Below are 18,252 nucleotides of genomic sequence, written 5' to 3'. Positions count from 1 at the left end.
GCGCTCACGCCCCGACCTCCGCGACCGGCCGGTCGATCCCGCGGCGCACGCGCGCGGCGGCGTCGTGCTCCTGCAGGCTCGCCACGGCGAACGGACCGCCGCGCACCGCCTCGACGGCCTGGACCGCCGCGGCCAGCTGGTCCACGGTGGTGACCATCGGCTTGTCCGCCGCGGTCGTCGCCGCGCGGATCTCGTAGCCGTCCGCACGGGCGCCCTGACCCGACGGGGAGTTGACCACCAGGTCGACCCGGCCCTCGGTGATGAGGTCCACCACCGTCGGCTCGCCGTCCGGGCCCACGCCGTCGGAGTACTTGCGCACCGCTGTCGCCGCGATCCCGTTGCGCGCCAGCACCTGGGCCGTCCCGGCCGTCGCGAGGATCTCGAAGCCGATGTCCGCCAGGCGCTTGACCGGGAAGACGATCGAGCGCTTGTCGCGGTCGGCCACCGAGACGAACACCGTGCCCGACGTCGGCAGCCCGCCGAACGCCGCGGCCTGCGACTTGGCGAACGCGTGCGGGAAGTCCTTGTCGAAGCCCATGACCTCGCCCGTGGAGCGCATCTCCGGGCCGAGCACCGTGTCGACCACGTGGCCCTCGGCGGTCCGGAACCGCTTGAAGGGGAGCACCGCCTCCTTCACCGCGAGCGGTGCGCCGAGGTCGAGCGTGCCGCCGTCGCCCACCGCGGGCAGGATGCCCTCGGCGCGCAGGTCGGCGATCGACTCGCCCACCATGACGCGGGCGGCGGCCTTGGCCAGCGAGGCACCGGTCGCCTTCGAGACGAACGGCACCGTGCGCGAGGCGCGCGGGTTGGCCTCGAGCACGTAGAGGACGTCGGAGACCAGCGCGTACTGCACGTTGAGCAGCCCGCGCACCCCGACGCCGCGCGCGATGGCCTCGGTGGAACGACGGATCCGCTCCACCTCGGCCTCGCTCAGCGACACCGGCGGCAGCACGCAGGCGGAGTCGCCCGAGTGGATGCCCGCCTCCTCGATGTGCTCCATGACGCCGCCGAGGAACAGCTCGGTGCCGTCGAACAGGGCGTCGACGTCGATCTCCATCGCGTCGTCGAGGAACCGGTCGATGAGCAGCGGCGCGGGCAGCGTGCCGGGGGCCTTCGCCGCGGCCACCGTGGCGGCGTCCGCGAGCGCCCGCTCCACGTAGCCGGTGAGCTGCTCGGCGGAGTACACGATCTCCATGCCGCGCCCGCCGAGCACGTAGGACGGGCGCACCAGGACCGGGTAGCCGATCCGCTCGGCGACGTCCTGCGCCTGACCGAGCGACCGGGCCGTGCCGAAGGCGGGGGCCGGCAGCCCGGCGTCGGCCAGGACCTGGCCGAAGAGCCCACGGTCCTCGGCGGCGTCGATGGCCTCGGGCGTGGTGCCGAGGATGGGCAGGCCGGCGTCCGCCAGCCGCTGCGCCAGGCCCAGCGGTGTCTGGCCGCCGAGCTGGACGATGACGCCCTTGACCGGGCCTGCCGCGAGCTCGGCGGCGTAGACCTCCAGGACGTCCTCGAGCGTCAGGGGCTCGAAGTACAGCCGGTCCGAGGTGTCGTAGTCCGTGGAGACCGTCTCGGGGTTGCAGTTGACCATGACGGTCTCGTAGGTGTCCTTGAGCGTCAGCGCCGCGTGCACGCACGAGTAGTCGAACTCGATGCCCTGCCCGATCCGGTTGGGGCCCGAGCCCAGGATGATGACCGCCTCGCGCTCGCGCGGTGCCACCTCCGTCTCGGCGTCGTAGGACGAGTAGTGGTACGGCGTGGTCGCGGCGAACTCGGCCGCGCACGTGTCCACGGTCTTGTAGACGGGGCGCACGCCCAGCGCGTGCCGCGCCTCGCGCACCGCGGCCTCGCCGCCCGGGCCCATCCGGCGCAGCTGCGCCACCTGGACGTCGGAGAGGCCGTGGCGCTTGGCCCGGCGCAGCACGTCGGCCGTCAGCGTCTCGGACGCCGCGGTGTCGAGGGCCACCTCGTTCATCAGCAGGATCTGGTCGAGGAACCAGGGGTCGATCTTCGTGGCGTCGAAGACCTGCTCGAGCGTGGCGTGCCCCGCGGCGACCGAGCGCAGCGCCTGCTGCACGCCGACCAGGCGCTGCTCGGTGGGCCGCCCGATCTCGGCGAGGAGCTCGGCCAGCGCGTCGCCGGACGGCGCCTCGCCGTGCCAGTGGAAGTCGACGCCGCCCTTGTCGATGCTGCGCAGCGCCTTGCCGAGGGCCTCGGTGAAGTTGCGGCCCAGGGCCATCGCCTCGCCCACGGACTTCATGGTCGTGGTCAGCGTGTCGTCCGCCGCCGGGAACTTCTCGAACGCGAACCGCGGCACCTTGACGACCACGTAGTCCAGGGTGGGCTCGAAGCTCGCCGGCGTGACCCGGGTGATGTCGTTCGGGATCTCGTCGAGCGTGTAGCCGACGGCCAGCTTGGCCGCGATCTTCGCGATGGGGAAGCCCGTCGCCTTGGACGCCAGCGCCGACGAGCGCGACACGCGGGGGTTCATCTCGATGACGATGATGCGCCCGGTCTCGGGGTCCACCGCGAACTGGATGTTGCAGCCGCCCGTGTCGACGCCGACCTCACGGATGACGGCGATGCCGATGTCGCGCAGCTGCTGGTACTCGCGGTCGGTCAGCGTCATCGCCGGGGCCACGGTGACCGAGTCGCCGGTGTGCACGCCGACGGGGTCCACGTTCTCGATCGAGCACACCACGACGACGTTGTCGTCCTTGTCGCGCATGAGCTCGAGCTCGTACTCCTTCCAGCCGAGGATCGACTCCTCCAGGAGCACCTCGGTGGTCGGCGAGTAGTGCAGACCCTGGCCGACGATCCGGCGCAGGTCGGACTCGTCGTAGGCCAGCCCGGACCCGAGACCACCCATCGTGAAGGACGGGCGCACGACCATCGGGTAGCCGAGGTCGTCCGCCGCCGCGAGGGCCTCGTCGACGGTGTGGATGATCTTCGAGCGGGCGGACTCTCCGCCGCACAGCTCGACGACGCCCTTGAACTCCTCACGGTCCTCACCCTTGCGGATGGCCGCGATGTTGGCGCCGATCAGCTCGACGCCGTACTCGTCCAGGACGCCGGCCTCGTGCAGCTCGATCGCCGCGTTGAGGGCCGTCTGCCCGCCGAGGGTGGGCAGCAGCGCGTCGGGGCGCTCCTTGGCGATGATCGTCGTGAGGACCTCACGCGTGATCGGCTCGACGTAGGTGGCGTCGGCGAACTCGGGGTCGGTCATGATCGTGGCGGGGTTGGAGTTGACCAGGATGACGCGCAGGCCCTCCTCCCGCAGCACGCGGCACGCCTGCGTGCCGGAGTAGTCGAACTCGCAGGCCTGGCCGATGACGATCGGGCCGGACCCGATGACCAGGACGGAGGACAGGTCGGAACGGCGGGGCATCAGTTCTCCTTCTCGCCGGAGCCGTCGGCCAGCAGCGCGAGGGCGCTGGCCGGCACGGTCACGGGCTCGCGGGTGGTCATGAGGTCGACGAAGCGGTCGAACAGGTAGGCGCTGTCGTGGGGGCCGGCGGCGGCCTCGGGGTGGTACTGCACGGAGAAGGCGGGCAGGTCGAGCGCCGTCAGTCCCTCGACCACCTGGTCGTTGAGCCCGACGTGCGAGACGATGACGCGCCCGTAGCGCACGTCGTCGGCGCGCTCGTCGTCGTAGGGGGCGGTGCTCACCGAGTCCAGCGGTGCGTCCACGGCGAACCCGTGGTTCTGCGCGGTGACCTCGACCTTGCCGGTGGTGCGGTCCATGACCGGCTGGTTGATGCCGCGGTGGCCGTAGGCGAGCTTGTAGGTGCCGTAGCCCAGGGCGCGGCCGAGGAGCTGGTTGCCGAAGCAGATGCCGAAGAACGGGATGCGACGGTCCAGCACGCCACGGAGCAGGTCGATCTCGGCGGTCGCCGCCGAGGGGTCGCCGGGCCCGTTGGAGAAGAACACCCCGGCCGGGGCGTCGGTCGGCAGGAGGGCCGCGACCTCGTCGACGGTCGTCGACTGCGGCACGACGTGCACGCGCACGCCGCGCTCGGCGAGCCGCACCGGCGTCATGGTCTTGATCCCCAGGTCCACGGCCACGACGGTCGCGACGGGGTCCGACCCCTCGGCCAGGCCGCGCGGCTCGACGGTGTAGGCCTCGGCGGTGGTGACCTCGCGGGCCAGGTCCGCGCCGGCCATCGGCGGGGCGGCCCGGACCTCGGCGACGAGCTCCGCGACGTCGCGTTCGACGCCGTCGCGCACCAGGTCGTCGCCGGAGAAGATGCCGGCGCGCATCACGCCGAGCTCGCGCAGGTGGCGCGTCAGGAACCGGGTGTCGACCTCGGCGATGCCGACCACGCCCTGCTCGGCGAGCTCGTCGGCCAGGTCGCCCCGCGAGCGCCAGCTCGAGGTGCGCCGCGCCGGGTCGCGCAGGACGTAGCCGGCGACCCAGATCCGGTGGGACTCGGGGTCGTCGTCGTTCACGCCGGTGTTGCCCACGTGGGGAGCGGTCATCACGACGATCTGGCGGTGGTAGGACGGGTCGGTGAGCGTCTCCTGGTAGCCGGTCATGCCGGTGGAGAAGACGATCTCACCCACGGTGGTGCCGCGGGCGCCGTAGGCGGTGCCGCGGGCGACGGTACCGTCCTCGAGGACGAGGACCGCCGGGTCGGTGCTGGTGCTGGAGGTCACTTGGTGTCCTTCGTGCTCGGGGTGGACGGGGTGATGAGGGAGCCGGCGGCCTCGACGAGCCGCGCGCGGTCGGCCGTGTAGCGCGGACGCAGACCGGTGTCGAGCAGCGTGGCGTCGGTCTCGCCGTCGGAGGGGACGGACCAGGTCAGGACGACCAGCCCGGACCCGCCGACGTACTTGCCGGCCATGCCGGGAGCGGTCCCGACGCCGTGCAGGGCGCGGGCCGGGACCAGGAGCGGCGGGCTGCCGTCGCGGTCCACGACGATGCCCCCGTCGAGGACCGTGACCTCGGCGGCGCTGCGGTCGCCGAGGCCGTAGGCGCCCACGCGGGCGAGCCAGTCGCCCGCCAGGGTGCTCGAGACGTAGGTGGCCTCGACGGGGCCGAGCCGGACCGCGCCGAGCGCATCCTCGGCCGCGGGCACCCCGGGGGGACGCGGCACCAGGTGCCCGGTGCGCGCGGCGATGCGCCGCCGGCCGGTCAGCACGAGCACGAGCAGCGCCACGCCGATGACGACCCAGATCCCCACGGCGACGGGCATCGGCAGGTTCATCGTGCCCCCACCACGCCGGCCTCGACCGGTGCGCCGTCGAGCACGGTCGCCCGCCCCCGCAGGAAGGTCGCCACGACCCGGCCGGGCAGCTCGTGCCCGCGGAACGGGGTGTTGGCGCTCGCGGTCGCCTGGTCGGCGCCGTCGATCGTCCGCGTCGCCGCCGGGTCGACCAGGGTCAGGTTGGCGGGCTCGCCGACGGCGATCGGCCGACCCTGCGTCGCCTCGACGCGGCCGATGCGTGCCGGGTTCGCGGAGAGCACGCGCGCGACGTCGGCCCAGCTCAGCAGGCCGGTGTCCACCATGGTCTGCTGCACCACGCTCAGCGCGGTCTCCAGACCGGTCATCCCGAACGCCGCGGCACCCCACTCGCAGTCCTTGTCCTCGCGGGTGTGCGGGGCGTGGTCGGTGGCGACGATGTCGATGGTGCCGTCGGCCAGGCCCTGCCGCACGGCCTCGACGTCGGCCGCCGTGCGCAGCGGGGGGTTGACCTTGTAGGTCGGGTCGTAGGTGCGGGCCAGCTCGTCGGTGAGGACCAGGTGGTGCGGCGTGACCTCGGCCGTGACGTCGATACCGCGCGACTTCGCCCACCGGACGATCTCGACCGAGCCGGCCGTGGACAGGTGGCACACGTGCAGGCGGGAGCCGACGTGCTCGGCCAGCAGCACGTCGCGGGCGATGATCGCCTCCTCGGCGACGGCGGGCCAGCCCGCCAGGCCGACCTGGGAGGAGACGACGCCCTCGTTCATCTGGGCGCCCTCGGTCAGGCGGGGCTCCTGGGCGTGCTGGGCCACCACGCCGTCGAACGCCTTGACGTACTCCAGCGCCCGGCGCATGAGGACGGGGTCGTGGACGCACCTGCCGTCGTCGGAGAACACCCGCACCCGCGCCGCGGAGTCCGCCATCGCGCCCAGCTCGGCCAGCCGCACGCCGTCGAGGCCGACGGTGACGGCACCGACGGGGTGGACGTCGGCCCAGCCCGCCTGCTCGCCGAGACGGTGCACCTGCTCGACCACGCCGGCGGTGTCGGCGACGGGCGAGGTGTTGGCCATCGCGTGCACCGCGGTGAAGCCACCGACGGCGGCGGCCCGGGTCCCGGAGGCGACGGTCTCGGCGTCCTCGCGGCCCGGCTCGCGCAGGTGGGTGTGCAGGTCGACCAGGCCGGGCAGGAGCACGTGGTCGGCCGCCTCGACGACCGTCGCGCCGTCGACCCGGGCGGTGCCGGCTGCCGTGATCTCGGCGACGACGCCGCCGGCGAGCACGACGTCGACCGCGTCCCCGCCGAGGGGGCGCGCGCCGCGCAGGACGTAGGTGGTGGTACCCGTGGTGGGGTCGGTGCTCACAGGTCGTTCCCTTCTGCCGAGCTGTCGCCGGCCATCAGCAGGTAGAGGGCCGCCATGCGCACGGCGATGCCGTTGGCGACCTGCTCGACGATCACGGCCTTGTCGGAGTCGGCGGCCTCGGCCGAGATCTCCAGGCCGCGGTTCATCGGGCCGGGGTGCATGACGATCGCGTGGTCGGCGAGCCGGGCCAGCCGGCGCGCGTCCAGGCCGTAGTAGCGGCTGTACTCCAGCGGGCTGGGGAAGAACGCCCCGGCGCCGCCGGACATCCGTTCGCGCTGGACGCGCAGCATCATCACCGCGTCGGGGCGCCAGTCGTCCAGCGTGGCGTCGAGGTCGTAGGAGGTGCGGCACGGCCACGTCTCCACCCCGACGGGCACGAGGGTGGGCGGGGCGACGAGCGTCACCTCGGCCCCCAGCGTGCGCAGCAGCGCCACGTTGGCGCGGGCGACGCGCGAGTGGAGCACGTCCCCCACGATGGCGACGCGCAGGCCCGCGAGGTCCGCGCCGACCCCGTCGGCGGCGCCGCCCGGCAGACCCGAGCCCCGCACCGCGAGGTGGCGGCGGATCGTGTAGGCGTCCAGCAGCGCCTGGGTGGGGTGCATGTGCGTGCCGTCGCCCGCGTTGAGCACGGCGGCGTCCAACCAGCCGGCGTGCGCCAGCTGGTAGGGCGCACCGGAGGCCCAGTGCCGGACGACGACGGCGTCGGCGCCCATCGCGTGCAGCGTCAGGGCGGTGTCCTTGAGCGACTCGCCCTTGGACACGCTGGAGCCCTTGGCGGAGAAGTTGATGACGTCCGCGCTCAGCCGCTTGGCGGCCGTCTCGAAGGAGATCCGCGTCCGGGTGGAGTCCTCGAAGAACAGGTTGACGACGGTGCGCCCGCGCAACGTGGGCAGCTTCTTGATCTCCCGCGACTGGGTCGCGGCCATCTGGGCCGCGGTGTCGAGCAGGCCGACGGCCTCCTGCTTGGACAGGTCCGCGGTGGACAGCAGGTGCTTCATCGCGCGCCCCTCTCCCCCGCCGCGTCGTCCCGCCCGGCGATGACCACGGCGTCGGCGACGTCGTCGACCTCGGCCAGGCGCACCCGGACGCGCTCGCTCTGGGCGGTGGGCAGGTTCTTGCCGACGAAGTCGGGCCGGATCGGGACCTCGCGGTGGCCGCGGTCGACGAGGCAGGCCAGACGCACGGCGCGGGGACGACCGAGGTCGCCGAGGGCGTCCAGGGCGGCGCGGATGGTGCGTCCGGAGAAGAGGACGTCGTCGACCAGCACGACCGTCTTGTTCTCGATGCCGGCCGCGGGCAGCCGGGTGACGCCGACGGCGCGCGTGGGCTGGCGCCGCAGGTCGTCGCGGTACATCGTGACGTCCAGCTCACCGACGCAGGCGTCGACGTCGAAGGCCGGGTCGATCTGTGCCAGGCGTTCCGCCAGCCGCCGGGCGAGGGTGACGCCGCGGGTGGGGATGCCGAGGAGGACCAGGTCGTCCGTCCCCCGGGCGCGCTCCACGATCTCGTGGGCGATGCGGGTCAGCGCGCGGGCGACGTCGCTCGCGCCGAGGACGGTCGTGCCGTCCGGTTCAGAGTCTGCGGGCAGGGCAGGACCAGGGCTCAACGGGACTCCTTCTCCGCCTCACGGGACGGTTTTAAAGGGGGTCTGTCGCGATCACTCTAACGCGCCGTCCTGGAGACGAGGCAGCCGACGACCAGCATGTGGTCGTCGGCTGCGTCACACCCGCCCGCGCTCGCGCCGGGCTGCTGCGCGTCAGGCGAGCAGTGTCGGCTTGATCTCGAGGAGCCGGCCCAGGAGGCCGTTGACGAAGGCCGGGGAGTCGTCGGTCGACAGCTCGTGGGCCAGGTCCACGGCCTCGTCCACCGCGACGGCGTCCGGGATGTCGTCGTTGAAGATCAGCTCGAACGTGCCCACCCGCAGCAGCGCGCGGTCCACGGCCGGCATCCGGGCGATCGTCCACCCGCGCGAGTACGTCTCGAGCAGCTCGTCGATGCGCTCACGGTGCGCGACGACGCCCTCGACGAGGTCGACGGTGTACTGCGGCACGGACGCCTCGGCGTGCGGCTCGATGACGCGGTCCTGCAGCAGCACGAGCGGGTCGACGCCGCGCGCCTCCGACTCGAAGAGGATGTCGGCGGCCCGCTTGCGGGCCTTCGTCCGGGAGGCCATGTCAGTCGTTCACACGGCCGAGGTACGAGCCGTCACGGGTGTCGACCTTGACCTTGGTGCCCTGCTCGAGGAACAGCGGCACCTGGATCTCGGCGCCCGTCTCGAGGGTCGCCGGCTTCGTGCCACCCGTGGAGCGGTCGCCCTGCAGGCCGGGCTCGGTGTAGGTGATCTCGAGGACCACGGACGACGGCAGCTCGACGTACAGCGGCTGGCCGTCGTTCGACGCGATCATGATGCTCATGCCCTCGAGCATGTAGTCCTTGGCGTCGCCGACGGTGGCGGCCGGCACCATGATCTGGTCGTAGGTGTCGGTGTCCATGAACACGAAGTCCGAGCCGTCCATGTACAGGTACTGGAAGTCGCGACGGTCCACGTTGGCCGTCTCGACCTTCGTGCCCGCGTTGAACGTCTTGTCGACGACCTTGCCCGAGAGCACGTTCTTCATCTTGGTCCGGACGAACGCGCCGCCCTTGCCCGGCTTGACGTGCTGGAACTCGAGGATCGACCACAGCTGCCCGTCGATGCGCAGCACGGTGCCGTTCTTGATGTCGTTGGAGGTAGCCACGTTCTTGTCTGTCCTCGGCGGGTCTCGGGGTCAGGCGGTGAGCCTGTCGGAAAGGCGTGCGGCGCCCACAATGGGCCCGGAACATCCTACAGCGCGCCGAGGGCTGCGTGCCCGGCCAGCCCGAGTGCGGCCGACCACACCAGGGACGCGAGCGTGCCCACGACGAACCTCTCTCCCGCCACGGGGTGCTCGCGCAGCTCGGGCAGCCGGCCGAGCGCCTTGACGGCCACGACGACCGCCACACCCTCCGGGTAGCCGGCCAGGATCGTGCCCGTGATCGCGAAGCGCTCGAGCAGACCGATCCAGGTGCCGTTGCCCAGCACCGCCAGGGCCTCGGCCCGAGCCGTCGGCCCGGACTCGGCGTGCCGGAGCACCAGCGGGACGAGCCACGCCCCCAGCGCCACGCTCACGGCCAGCACGGCCACCGAGACGCCCGCGATCGCCAGGCCAGTCGCCACCGGTCACTCCTCGTCGTCGTGCGGTCCGTCGGGACGGTCGTCCACGGCGGTCGCGGCGGCGTCCGCCGCCCGCAGCAGGCGCCCGGCCAGCGGTCGTGCCGCCTGCTCCTCCGCCCACAGCGCGGTCCGCAGCCGTTGGCTGACGGCCTGCTCGCTCACTCCGAGCCGCGCCGCGGTCGCCCGCTGCGGGGCGTCCACCCCGCTGTGCTCGGCGAGCGTATCGACGGCCTCCCACCCGGCGTCGGACCGACGCGCCGCCACCGCACCCAGGAGCCGCAGCAGCGCCTGGGTGTCCCCTGCGATCGTGGCCGCCGGCTCGTCCGGCGGACCGACGACGGCGATCGGCACCGAGCTGCCCCGGCCCTTCGCCTCCTCGACGGCCGCGCGCGCCCGCACGAACGCCCGCCCGGACGCGGCACGGGAGCTCTCGGGCAGCGGCCCGTCCACCGCGCCGACGCCCACGCCGACCGACCATCCGCCGTCGCGCAGGAGGTCGGCGATGAGCTCGACCGCCAGCCGGGCGCCGTCGTCGTCGGCACCGAGAAGGCCCTGGACCTCGTCCCCGACGGTCCGTTCGAAGGACAGCACGAGGCCGGGCACCGCGTGACCGTCGGCGGTGGTCCTGCCCCGCAGGCGCTCGAGCAGCGGGGGCACGAGGTCCCCACGGGTGGTGCTCGCCTTCTGGTCCACGGTGAGGACGATCATGCATCAAGCCTAGGGCCTTGATTGCATCAGGTCAAGGCTAAGGCCTTGATAGAAGCCTGTCTAGGCTGCGAGCTTGTTCCTCACCGCGTCCAGGGCGAGCCGGTACGAGTCGAAGCCGAAGCCCGCGATCGTCCCCGTCGCGATGCCCGCGACCACGGACAGGTGGCGGAACGACTCCCGCGACGCCGGGTTCGACAGGTGCACCTCGACCAGCAGCAGGCCCGACGTCGTCACCTGAGCAGCGGCGTCGCGCAGCGCGTAGCTGTAGTGGGTGAAGGCTGCAGGGTTGAGCACCACGTGCGAACGCGTGTCGACCGCCTCGTGCAGCCACCCCACGAGGGTCGACTCGTCGTCCGTCTGGCGCACCTGCACCGCGAGGTCCCGGTCGCTCCCCCAGCCCGCGGCCGCCCGCTCGAGGTCGGCCATGGACGCGTGGCCGTAGATCTCCGGCTCGCGCACGCCCAGGCGTCCGAGGTTGGGGCCGTTGAGGATCATCACGCGTGCCGCGCCGTCGTCGACTGTCATGGGCGTGAGCGTACTCACCGCCCGGCCGTGACGACGCGCGCCGACACACCGGCTCGCACCCCTTGACCTCAAGCCCGCTGGAGGTCCGATCCTGGTCAGCGCCGGTACGGGGAGGCCGATGAGAACTCGCTCCCCGCACGGTCCTCCTGACCAGCACCGCCCGCTCGGTCCCACCACCTTGGAGACACCATGACCAGCATCCCGCCCCCGTCCGCGCTGCGCGCCGCGCTCGACGGCACCGCCACCGTCCTGACCCCGGGGGCCGACGCGTTCGAGGCGGCTCACCAGATACGGCTCGGCGGGGTGGACGCCGTGCCGGTCGCCGTCGTACGCCCCACCGACACCACCGGCGTCGCCCGCACCGTCCGCCTCGCCGCCGAGCACGGGCTCGAGCTCGCGGTCCGCTCCGGCGGGCACTCCGCCCTCGGCCGCGGTCGACAGCACGGCGCGCTGGTCCTCGACGTCCGCGGCCTCGACACGATCCGGATCGATCGCGGCGCCGGCACGGCGACCGCCGGGGGCGGGATCACGGCCGGCGCCTACACGGCGGCGACGGCCGAGCACGGGCTCGTCACCCCGTTCGGAGACACCGGCACGGTGGGCGTCGCCGGGATCACCCTCGGCGGCGGCGTCGGCTTCCTGTCCCGCCGGCTCGGCATGACGATCGACTCGTTGCGGGCCGCGCAGGTCGTCACGGCCGACGGCAAGGTCCGTCTCGCCTCCCCAGACTCGTACCCGGACCTGTTCTGGGGGATCCGGGGCGGCGGCGGGAACCTCGGCGTCGTCACCGAGCTGACGTTCGACGTCCACGAGCTCGGCACCGTCGTCGGCGGTCCGCTGATCCTGCCGGGGACGCCGGCCTCCGTGGCGGGAGCGGTCTCGCTGCTACGGGCGGCCCCGCGCGAGCTCGCGGCCATCGTCATGGTCATGGTCGCCCCGCCGATGCCGTTCCTGCCCGCAGAGGTCCACGGCCGGCTCATCACCATGGTGAACCTGTGCTGGTCAGGGGACGTCGACGAGGCGGAGGCAGCCGTCGCGCCCCTGCGCGCGCTCGGCGACCAGGAGGGTGGCGTGCTCGCCGACCTGGTAGCCCCCGGCCCGTACCCAGGGCTGCTGGTCGGTCCGGAGGGCCCGCCCCTGGCGATGCGCTACCGCTCGTTCTTCGCCGACGACCTCGACGAGGCAAGCGCGGCCGAGCTCCTGGCCGCCCTGGAGTCGAGCACCGCCACGATGCGGGCGGTGCAACTGCGGGTGCTCGGCGGAGCCGTCGCGGACGTCCCGGCCGACGCCACCGCGTTCGTCCACCGCGACGCCGCGATCACCGGCGTCGTGGCCGCGGCGGAAGGGACGTCAGCCGCGGTCGCCGAGCACGCCGGGTGGGCGACGGCCCTCGCCGACCGGCTGCGCGCGGGCCGGCCGGGCGCCTACGTGAACTTCGTGCCCGACGGTGACCCGGCTCTGCTCGCGGACGCCTACCCAGGAGCCACCGGCCGCCGGCTGGCGGCGCTCAAGGGGACGTACGACCCGCACAACCTGTTCCGCGGGAACCTCAACGTCGAACCCGTTCAGGCTCCCTGAGCCGTCCAGCCCGTCGCCGCGGGCGCCAGTGCACCGACGGCCTCCTCGGCGGTGACGAGGTCGGCCATCGTCACGCAGCGGCCAGGCGCGACGTCGACGACGCGCTCGGCGGCCAACGCGGTGAGCAGGCCGGTGGCCCGCGACTGCCCGGACCCGACCGCGGTGAGCTGCCGACCGTTCCTCCGGACGGTCGCCTGGAGACTCCAGGCGTCCGACCCGAGCAGCGGCGCTCCGCCGATGAGCCTCCCGCCGCGCCCGAGGCGGCCGACGACAGCCACGGCTGCGGTCGCCGTGGCACTGGAGAACGTCAACCACGAGCGGACGACGAGATCGTCCGTCAGCACATGGTCGGCGAGGTCCGTGCGCAGGTGGGTGCGGCGACGCCCGTCGGGACCGACGATACGTCTCCGCTCGTGCAGGTTGCGCACCCGCCCGCCCTCGGGCGGCGCGTGCAGGTCGCTACCGACGAGGGCCTCCGTCCACGCCACCGCGGCTGCCCCGTGCTTCTCCCCGGACCCCAGCATCACGGCCAGGTCGACCTCGTCGCCGCGGCGCGCTTCGGTCGCGGATATCAGGACCGTGGACAGTCCTGGCACGAGCCCGGCACCGAGCACCACGGACGTGCCAGCAGGAACACTCGCACGGAGGGCGACGAGGTACCTGCTGGTCGCGCTGATGTCCACCAGGGCCGCGCCGTCCAGCACCTCGGCGAGCCGTGGGTCCTCGATGCCCGAGGCGTTGATCACCACGTCGTGCCCGGCAGCGGCACGGCCGAGCTGCTCCAGGCCGGCGCTCCCGGTCAGATCCACCCGGGCGCCGCCGTCGGGTCCCGAGCGGCCTGCTGGGGTGACGTCATGCCCGCCCGACCGCAGTGCGTCCACGACATGTCGCCCGACCGCGCCACGGGCGCCCACGACCAGTGCTCTCACGATCATCTCCAAACGTTCAGTTGGACCTTGACCATATACCAACTGATCGGTTGGACCCTAGGATGTGCCCATGCCCTGGGACACCGCGCGCACCCGCGAGCGCCTGCTGGAGGCGGGCAGCCGACAGTTCGCGGCCACGGGGTTCGCCGGCACGTCCGTGGCGGACATCGGCCGCGATTCCGGGGTGAACAAGGAACGCCTGTACGCCTACTTCGGCAGCAAGCGGGAGTTCTTCGATCACGTGCTGGCCTATCGCCTCGACGGGCTGCTCGACGACCTCGACGTCCCGGGTACCGGACCCGAGGCTGTCGGCGCATGGGCGGGGCTCCTGTGGGACCGCTATGTCGCCGACCCGGACATCGCCCGCCTGCTCGCCTGGGAGGGCCTCGAGCTCGACGGGCCGGCGGCCGCCGCGCACCGGACATCGGCGTGCGCCGAGGTCACGAGACGGCTGCAGGACGTCCTGCCCACCGCCGACGAGCAGGCCGCTCGCCACCTTCTGCTGTCGGTGATCACCCTGGTGACCGGCGCATGGACACTCTCCGGTCTTGCTGCACTCGTCACGCCCGCCGACGACAGGAACGACAGGCGCGCTGCCACGGTCCGCCACGCCGTCGTCCTGGCGCGGGCCGTTCAGACTCCCTGAGCCGTCCAGCCCGTCCATCGGTCGACGTGCACCCTGACCACCGGGCCGGTGGGGCGGCGCTCGCGGTACGGCGGGTAGCGACCGGCGAGAGCGTCCAGCGCGATCTCGCGGCCCGCGCCGTCGTGCTGGATCGAGGCCTCCCCGTCCGCACGGACCCACCACAGGTGGGCCCAGTCCTCGTCGTAGGCGTCCACCAGCAGCGCGGCCCGCGGGTTCGCGGCCAAGTTGCGCAGCCGCCGCAGGTCGGTCGTCGACTTGGGCTTGTGGTCGACGGCGGACACGAGCTGCGTACCGTCCGGGCCACCGAGCAGGGCGAAGGTGACCGGGACCACGTGCGGGACGCCGTCCGCGTCGGCGGTGGCGAGCACCGCGCGCCGTGCCTCGGCGAACCGGCGCCGGCACTCGGCGGCGTCGAGGGCGGGCACCGGCGCTACCCCCGCATCACGTCGATCTCGTCCCGTCGCAGCCGCACCAGCCGGTCGACCACCTCGTCGGGCAACGGGTGCTCCGGCTGGAAGCCGATCGAGCCCTTCGTGACCCGGAACCCCTCCAGGTCGGCGACCACCGCCTCGATCACGGGCGGACTGAACGGGTACACGCCGACGTGCTTCTTCGTCCGCACCACGCTGATCAGGGGACTGTCCCGGTACCGCAGGGCGGGCATGCCGTAACCGGCACCCTCCTCGGCCTCCGGCACGATCTCGCGTGCCCGGGCGAGCACGCGCCCGACGGCCGACGCCTCCGGCTCCTCGAGGGAGTCGACGTACTCGCTCACCTGGCCCATGCGTCCATCCTGCGCCACCGGACCCCTCCTCGCCGGTCCGGGTCGCCCCCTCCTCAGGCCTCGACCGGGTCCGTGACGACCAGCATGAGAACGAGTCCCGCGAGGATGACGGCCACGATGGCCAGCACGCCCCAGATCGTGGCGCCGGTCAGGGCGATGACGACGCCCCACAGCGCCGGTGTCAGGAACGACACCGCGCGACCCGTCGTCGCGTACAGGCCGAAGATCTCCGACTCCTGGCCGGCGGGGGTCAGGCGGGCGAGGAACGACCGTGAGGCCGTCTGCGCGGGTCCGACGAAGCAGGTCAGGGCCAGCCCGGCGACCCAGAAGACGATCCCGCCCAGCGGGTACAGCGCCACGACGACGATGCCGCAGGTCACCAGCGCGGCGAGTGACCAGACGATCACCCGGCGGGCGCCGAGGCGGTCGTCGAGGCGCCCGGCGACGATCGTGCTGGCCCCCGCCAGCAGGTTCGCCGCGATGCCGAACGCGATCACCTGGTCGGGTGCGAAGCCGAACGACACGGCCGCCACGATCGCCCCGAAGGTGAAGACACCGGCCAGCCCGTCGCGGTAGACCGCGCTGGCGAGCAGGAACCAGAACGTGGTGCGCGACGTGCGGAACAGCGCGACGACGTCGTGCCACAGCTCGACGTACCCGGCGAAGAAGCCCACCTTGGCGCGGTCGCCCGCGGGCGGCGCCTCCGGGACGTTCCGGAACAACGGCCAGGCGAAGGCGACGGCCCACACCCCGCAGCCGACGGCGATCGCCCGGTAGCCGAGCCCGTCGTCGGTCGGCATGCCGAAGAAGTCGAACGCCTGGGCGACGACGACCACCAGCAGCGCGACGATGCCACCTACGTAGCCGAGACCCCAGCCGAGACCGGAGACCCTGCCGACTGTCCGCGGCGTGGAGACCTGGGTGAGCATGGCGTTGTAGTTCACGCCGGCGATCTCGCTGGCCACGCTGCCCAAGGAGATCAGCGCGGCGCCGAGGACGAAGTAGGCGGGGTCGGCACGGACGAACCCGAGCCCGAACATGCACACGACCAGCAGGATGGTGCCCGCACCCAGCCAGGCCTTGCGCCGTCCCGTGACGTCGGCCCGGCGGCCGAGCACCGGGGCGAGGAGCGCGACGAGCACCCCGCCCACGGCGATCCAGGCACCCAGCGCGCTCGTCAGGCCCGCGAGCGCCCGCGTGTAGGCCGGGTCGTCCTCGCCCAGCTCCACGACGGCGGGGTCGAGGAACGAGTCACCCGTGAGGTACAGCGCGGTGAAGACGAAGGTGAGCACCACCGTGTTGAAGGGTTGCGTGGCCCAGTCCCACAGTGCCCACGACCGCACCCGGCGGCGGCGCTCGGCCGGCGGCAGCGCGTCGACGGGGTGGGAGGAGTCGTGGTCCGACGGCTTCGTCGGCGGGGCGTCGCTCATGGGCGCCGAGTCTGCCGCATCCGGGTGAACGCCGGGTAGCGCCGCGCGGTCGGTCCCGTCGCAGGGCGCCGGGCCGCGATGTCGTCGTACGGTACCCACGTGCCAGCGCTGCCGAACGACACCTCGCCCGACGACGTCGTCTGGGAACCCGACCCGCTGCTCGACGGCTTCGTGTCCGCTCCGGTCGGCCCCGCGACGCTCGTGCGGCGTGCCGAGGGCCCGACCACGCCGCGCGGTGTCGTGCTGCACGTGCACGGCTACAACGACTACTTCTTCCAGGACCACCTGGCGGACGCCGTGCACGAGGCGGGGTACGTCTTCTACGCGGTGGACCTGCGGCGCGCCGGGCGCTCGCTGCTGCGCTCGGCCGACGATGCCGGTGCCGAAGCGGGGATACCGCCGCACTTCACCACGTCGCTGCAGGAGCTCGGGGGCGACCTCGACGCGGCGCTGTCCCGGGTGCGCGCCGCCGCGCCGGGACTGCCCGTGGCGGTGCACGCGCACTCCACCGGTGCGCTCACCACGTCGATGTGGTCGCACGCACGCGGTGCGGACGGCCCCGACGCCGTCGTGCTGAACTCGCCGTTCCTGGACCTGGCCGGCTCGTGGCTCTCCCGGCAGGTGAACACCGGCGTGCTGGGCGTGCTCGGCCGGCTGCGCCCCCTGGCGGTCGTGAGCACCCACCCGTCGGTCTACGCCACGTACCAGCACGTGGACAACGGGGGGCGGTGGCGGTTCGACACCGACCTGAAGAAGCCCGAGGGACAGCCCGTCCGTGCCGCGTGGCTCCGGGCCGTGCGGCGCGCCCAGCTGCGCCTGGCGCGGGGCCTGGACATCCCCGGCCCGGTCCTGGTGGCGCGGTGCGCGTCCTCCGGCCCGGACAGCCCCGACAACCCGGGCCTCGACCGGCAGGACACGGTGCTCGACACCCGGCAGATCGCCCGGCTCGCGCCGCGGCTGGGCCCCGACGTCACCCAGGTCGTCGTCGACGACGGGGTGCACGATCTGACCCTCTCGGCGGACGGTCCGCGCCAGGAGTACCTCGGGGCCCTCGTGCGCTTTCTCGCCGACCGGCTGCCGGCGGTCGCCGCATGACCGGCGCGTCGCCCTCGCGGCACCCGTACTTCGGGCGGCCCGGCCCCACCGGCCGTCCCCCCGTCGCGGCGCTGGCGCACCGCGGCTTCTCGCACGGGCACGCGAACCTGGAGAACTCGATGGCGGCTTTCGCGGCGGCCGTCGACCTCGGTTACCGGTACGTGGAGACGGACGCGCACGGCACGCGCGACGGCGTGGCGGTGGCCCTGCACGACGAGTCGCTCGACCGCACCACCGACGGCACCGGACTGGTGGCCGACCTGCGCTGGGACGAGGTCCGCCGGGCCCGGATCGGGGGCACGGAGCCGGTGCCGCTGCTGACCGACGTGCTGGGCACCTGGCCGGACCTGCGCGTCAACATCGACGTCAAGGGCGACTCGGGCGTCGAGCCGGTCGCGGCGGCGATCGAGGCCACGGCGAGCCACGACCGGGTGTGCGTCACGTCGTTCTCCCCGCGGCGTCGTCGGGCGACCCTGGCGCGGCTGTCCCGGCCGGTGGCCACCAGTGCGGGTCGCGGCGAGGTGATCGGGTTCCTGGTGGGCGCGCGCCTCCGACTGCCCGCACTGGTCGGCCGTGCTCTGCGCCGGGTGGACGCGCTGCAGGTGCCGGTGGCCGAGGACGGCCTGACCGTGGTCGACGCGCGCACGGTCGCCGCGGCGCACCGGGCCGGGCGGTACGTGCACGTCTGGACCGTCGACGAGCCGGCCGAGATGCACCGGCTCCTCGACCTGGGGGTGGACGGGCTGGTCACCGACCGCGCCGACCTGCTGCGTGACGTGCTCCGCGACCGCGGGCACTGGACGTGACGCCCACCGCGGCG

Annotated in this window: 19 protein-coding genes; 4 read left to right on the top strand and 15 right to left on the bottom strand. The window is 73.4% G+C overall.

Features of this window, described 5'->3' with window-relative positions; all coding sequences use genetic code 11:
- Positions 1-4: 4 nt before the first annotated feature.
- From carB to BCL65_RS14445, 11 genes are all read right to left on the bottom strand, one after another.
- The gene (gene carB / locus BCL65_RS14495) at positions 5-3,385 is read right to left on the bottom strand and encodes a carbamoyl-phosphate synthase large subunit (RefSeq protein ID WP_106269213.1); all 3,381 of its coding nucleotides are present in this window, start codon (positions 3,383-3,385) and stop codon (positions 5-7) included.
- Complete coding sequence (carA, locus tag BCL65_RS14490; RefSeq protein WP_106269212.1) at positions 3,385-4,653, bottom strand: glutamine-hydrolyzing carbamoyl-phosphate synthase small subunit; 1,269 nt, start codon at positions 4,651-4,653, stop codon at positions 3,385-3,387. The genes carB and carA overlap by 1 nt, the downstream gene beginning before the upstream one ends.
- A complete protein-coding gene (locus BCL65_RS14485; protein WP_106269211.1) occupies positions 4,650-5,204 on the bottom strand; it encodes a PH-like domain-containing protein in 555 nt (184 codons plus the stop codon). Before BCL65_RS14485 ends, carA begins: the two co-directional genes overlap by 4 nt.
- Complete coding sequence (locus tag BCL65_RS14480; RefSeq protein WP_106269210.1) at positions 5,201-6,544, bottom strand: dihydroorotase; 1,344 nt, start codon at positions 6,542-6,544, stop codon at positions 5,201-5,203. The genes BCL65_RS14485 and BCL65_RS14480 overlap by 4 nt, the downstream gene beginning before the upstream one ends.
- Entirely contained in the window at positions 6,541-7,542 is a 1,002-nt protein-coding gene (locus BCL65_RS14475) for an aspartate carbamoyltransferase catalytic subunit (RefSeq protein WP_106269209.1), read from the bottom strand. Before BCL65_RS14475 ends, BCL65_RS14480 begins: the two co-directional genes overlap by 4 nt.
- Positions 7,539-8,150 (bottom strand): bifunctional pyr operon transcriptional regulator/uracil phosphoribosyltransferase PyrR, encoded by a 612-nt coding sequence (gene pyrR, locus BCL65_RS14470; RefSeq protein ID WP_106269208.1) that lies wholly within the window; start codon positions 8,148-8,150, stop codon positions 7,539-7,541. Before pyrR ends, BCL65_RS14475 begins: the two co-directional genes overlap by 4 nt.
- A 150-nt stretch (positions 8,151-8,300) precedes the next feature.
- Positions 8,301-8,717 (bottom strand): transcription antitermination factor NusB, encoded by a 417-nt coding sequence (nusB, locus tag BCL65_RS14465; RefSeq protein ID WP_106269207.1) that lies wholly within the window; start codon positions 8,715-8,717, stop codon positions 8,301-8,303.
- A gap of 1 nt (position 8,718) precedes the next feature.
- Entirely contained in the window at positions 8,719-9,282 is a 564-nt protein-coding gene (efp, locus tag BCL65_RS14460) for an elongation factor P (RefSeq protein ID WP_106269206.1), read from the bottom strand.
- Positions 9,283-9,368: 86 nt separating this feature from the next.
- Positions 9,369-9,740, bottom strand: coding sequence for a hypothetical protein (locus BCL65_RS14455; protein WP_106269205.1), 372 nt, complete (start codon positions 9,738-9,740; stop codon positions 9,369-9,371).
- Between the two features lie 3 nt (positions 9,741-9,743).
- Entirely contained in the window at positions 9,744-10,445 is a 702-nt protein-coding gene (locus tag BCL65_RS14450; protein WP_106269204.1) for a hypothetical protein, read from the bottom strand.
- 60 nt (positions 10,446-10,505) lie between these two features.
- Positions 10,506-10,970, bottom strand: coding sequence for a type II 3-dehydroquinate dehydratase (locus tag BCL65_RS14445; RefSeq protein WP_106269203.1), 465 nt, complete (start codon positions 10,968-10,970; stop codon positions 10,506-10,508).
- A gap of 189 nt (positions 10,971-11,159) precedes the next feature.
- Here BCL65_RS14445 and BCL65_RS14440 point away from each other — a divergent pair, with 189 nt between their 5' ends.
- Positions 11,160-12,548 carry an FAD-binding oxidoreductase gene (locus BCL65_RS14440; RefSeq protein ID WP_106269202.1) on the top strand — a complete coding sequence of 463 codons (1,389 nt, stop codon included), beginning with the start codon at positions 11,160-11,162 and terminating at the stop codon, positions 12,546-12,548.
- On the opposite strand, the gene BCL65_RS14435 is transcribed toward BCL65_RS14440, so the two are convergent.
- Positions 12,536-13,483, bottom strand: coding sequence for an NAD-dependent epimerase/dehydratase family protein (locus BCL65_RS14435; protein ID WP_207767734.1), 948 nt, complete (start codon positions 13,481-13,483; stop codon positions 12,536-12,538). The genes BCL65_RS14440 and BCL65_RS14435 overlap by 13 nt on opposite strands.
- Positions 13,484-13,547: 64 nt before the next feature.
- On the opposite strand from BCL65_RS14435, the gene BCL65_RS14430 reads away from it, so the two are divergent.
- Positions 13,548-14,123, top strand: coding sequence for a TetR/AcrR family transcriptional regulator (locus tag BCL65_RS14430; protein WP_106269201.1), 576 nt, complete (start codon positions 13,548-13,550; stop codon positions 14,121-14,123).
- Here BCL65_RS14430 and BCL65_RS14425 read toward each other — a convergent pair.
- Genes BCL65_RS14425 through BCL65_RS14415 form a run of 3 tightly spaced genes read right to left on the bottom strand, consistent with a single transcriptional unit; the run spans position 14,111 to position 16,337 of the window.
- On the bottom strand, positions 14,111-14,548 hold the full coding sequence (locus BCL65_RS14425; RefSeq protein ID WP_106269200.1) for a TIGR03668 family PPOX class F420-dependent oxidoreductase: 438 nt from the start codon (positions 14,546-14,548) through the stop codon (positions 14,111-14,113). The genes BCL65_RS14430 and BCL65_RS14425 overlap by 13 nt on opposite strands.
- Positions 14,549-14,553: 5 nt before the next feature.
- On the bottom strand, positions 14,554-14,907 hold the full coding sequence (locus BCL65_RS14420) for an iron chaperone (RefSeq protein WP_106269199.1): 354 nt from the start codon (positions 14,905-14,907) through the stop codon (positions 14,554-14,556).
- A gap of 53 nt (positions 14,908-14,960) precedes the next feature.
- The gene (locus BCL65_RS14415) at positions 14,961-16,337 is read right to left on the bottom strand and encodes an MFS transporter (protein ID WP_106269198.1); all 1,377 of its coding nucleotides are present in this window, start codon (positions 16,335-16,337) and stop codon (positions 14,961-14,963) included.
- A 99-nt stretch (positions 16,338-16,436) separates the two neighbouring features.
- On the opposite strand from BCL65_RS14415, the gene BCL65_RS18465 reads away from it, so the two are divergent.
- Together BCL65_RS18465 and BCL65_RS14405 are read left to right on the top strand one after the other, a co-directional pair.
- Complete coding sequence (locus BCL65_RS18465) at positions 16,437-17,432, top strand: alpha/beta hydrolase (RefSeq protein ID WP_279340825.1); 996 nt, start codon at positions 16,437-16,439, stop codon at positions 17,430-17,432.
- Complete coding sequence (locus BCL65_RS14405) at positions 17,429-18,238, top strand: glycerophosphodiester phosphodiesterase (RefSeq protein ID WP_106269196.1); 810 nt, start codon at positions 17,429-17,431, stop codon at positions 18,236-18,238. The genes BCL65_RS18465 and BCL65_RS14405 overlap by 4 nt, the downstream gene beginning before the upstream one ends.
- Positions 18,239-18,252 lie beyond the last annotated feature (14 nt).

Source organism: Isoptericola halotolerans (assembly GCF_003003075.1).
Classification (GTDB): Bacteria; Actinomycetota; Actinomycetes; order Actinomycetales; family Cellulomonadaceae; genus Isoptericola; species Isoptericola halotolerans_A.
Note: the sequence above shows the minus strand (reverse complement) of the source record. Positions and strands in the feature narration are given on the sequence as shown.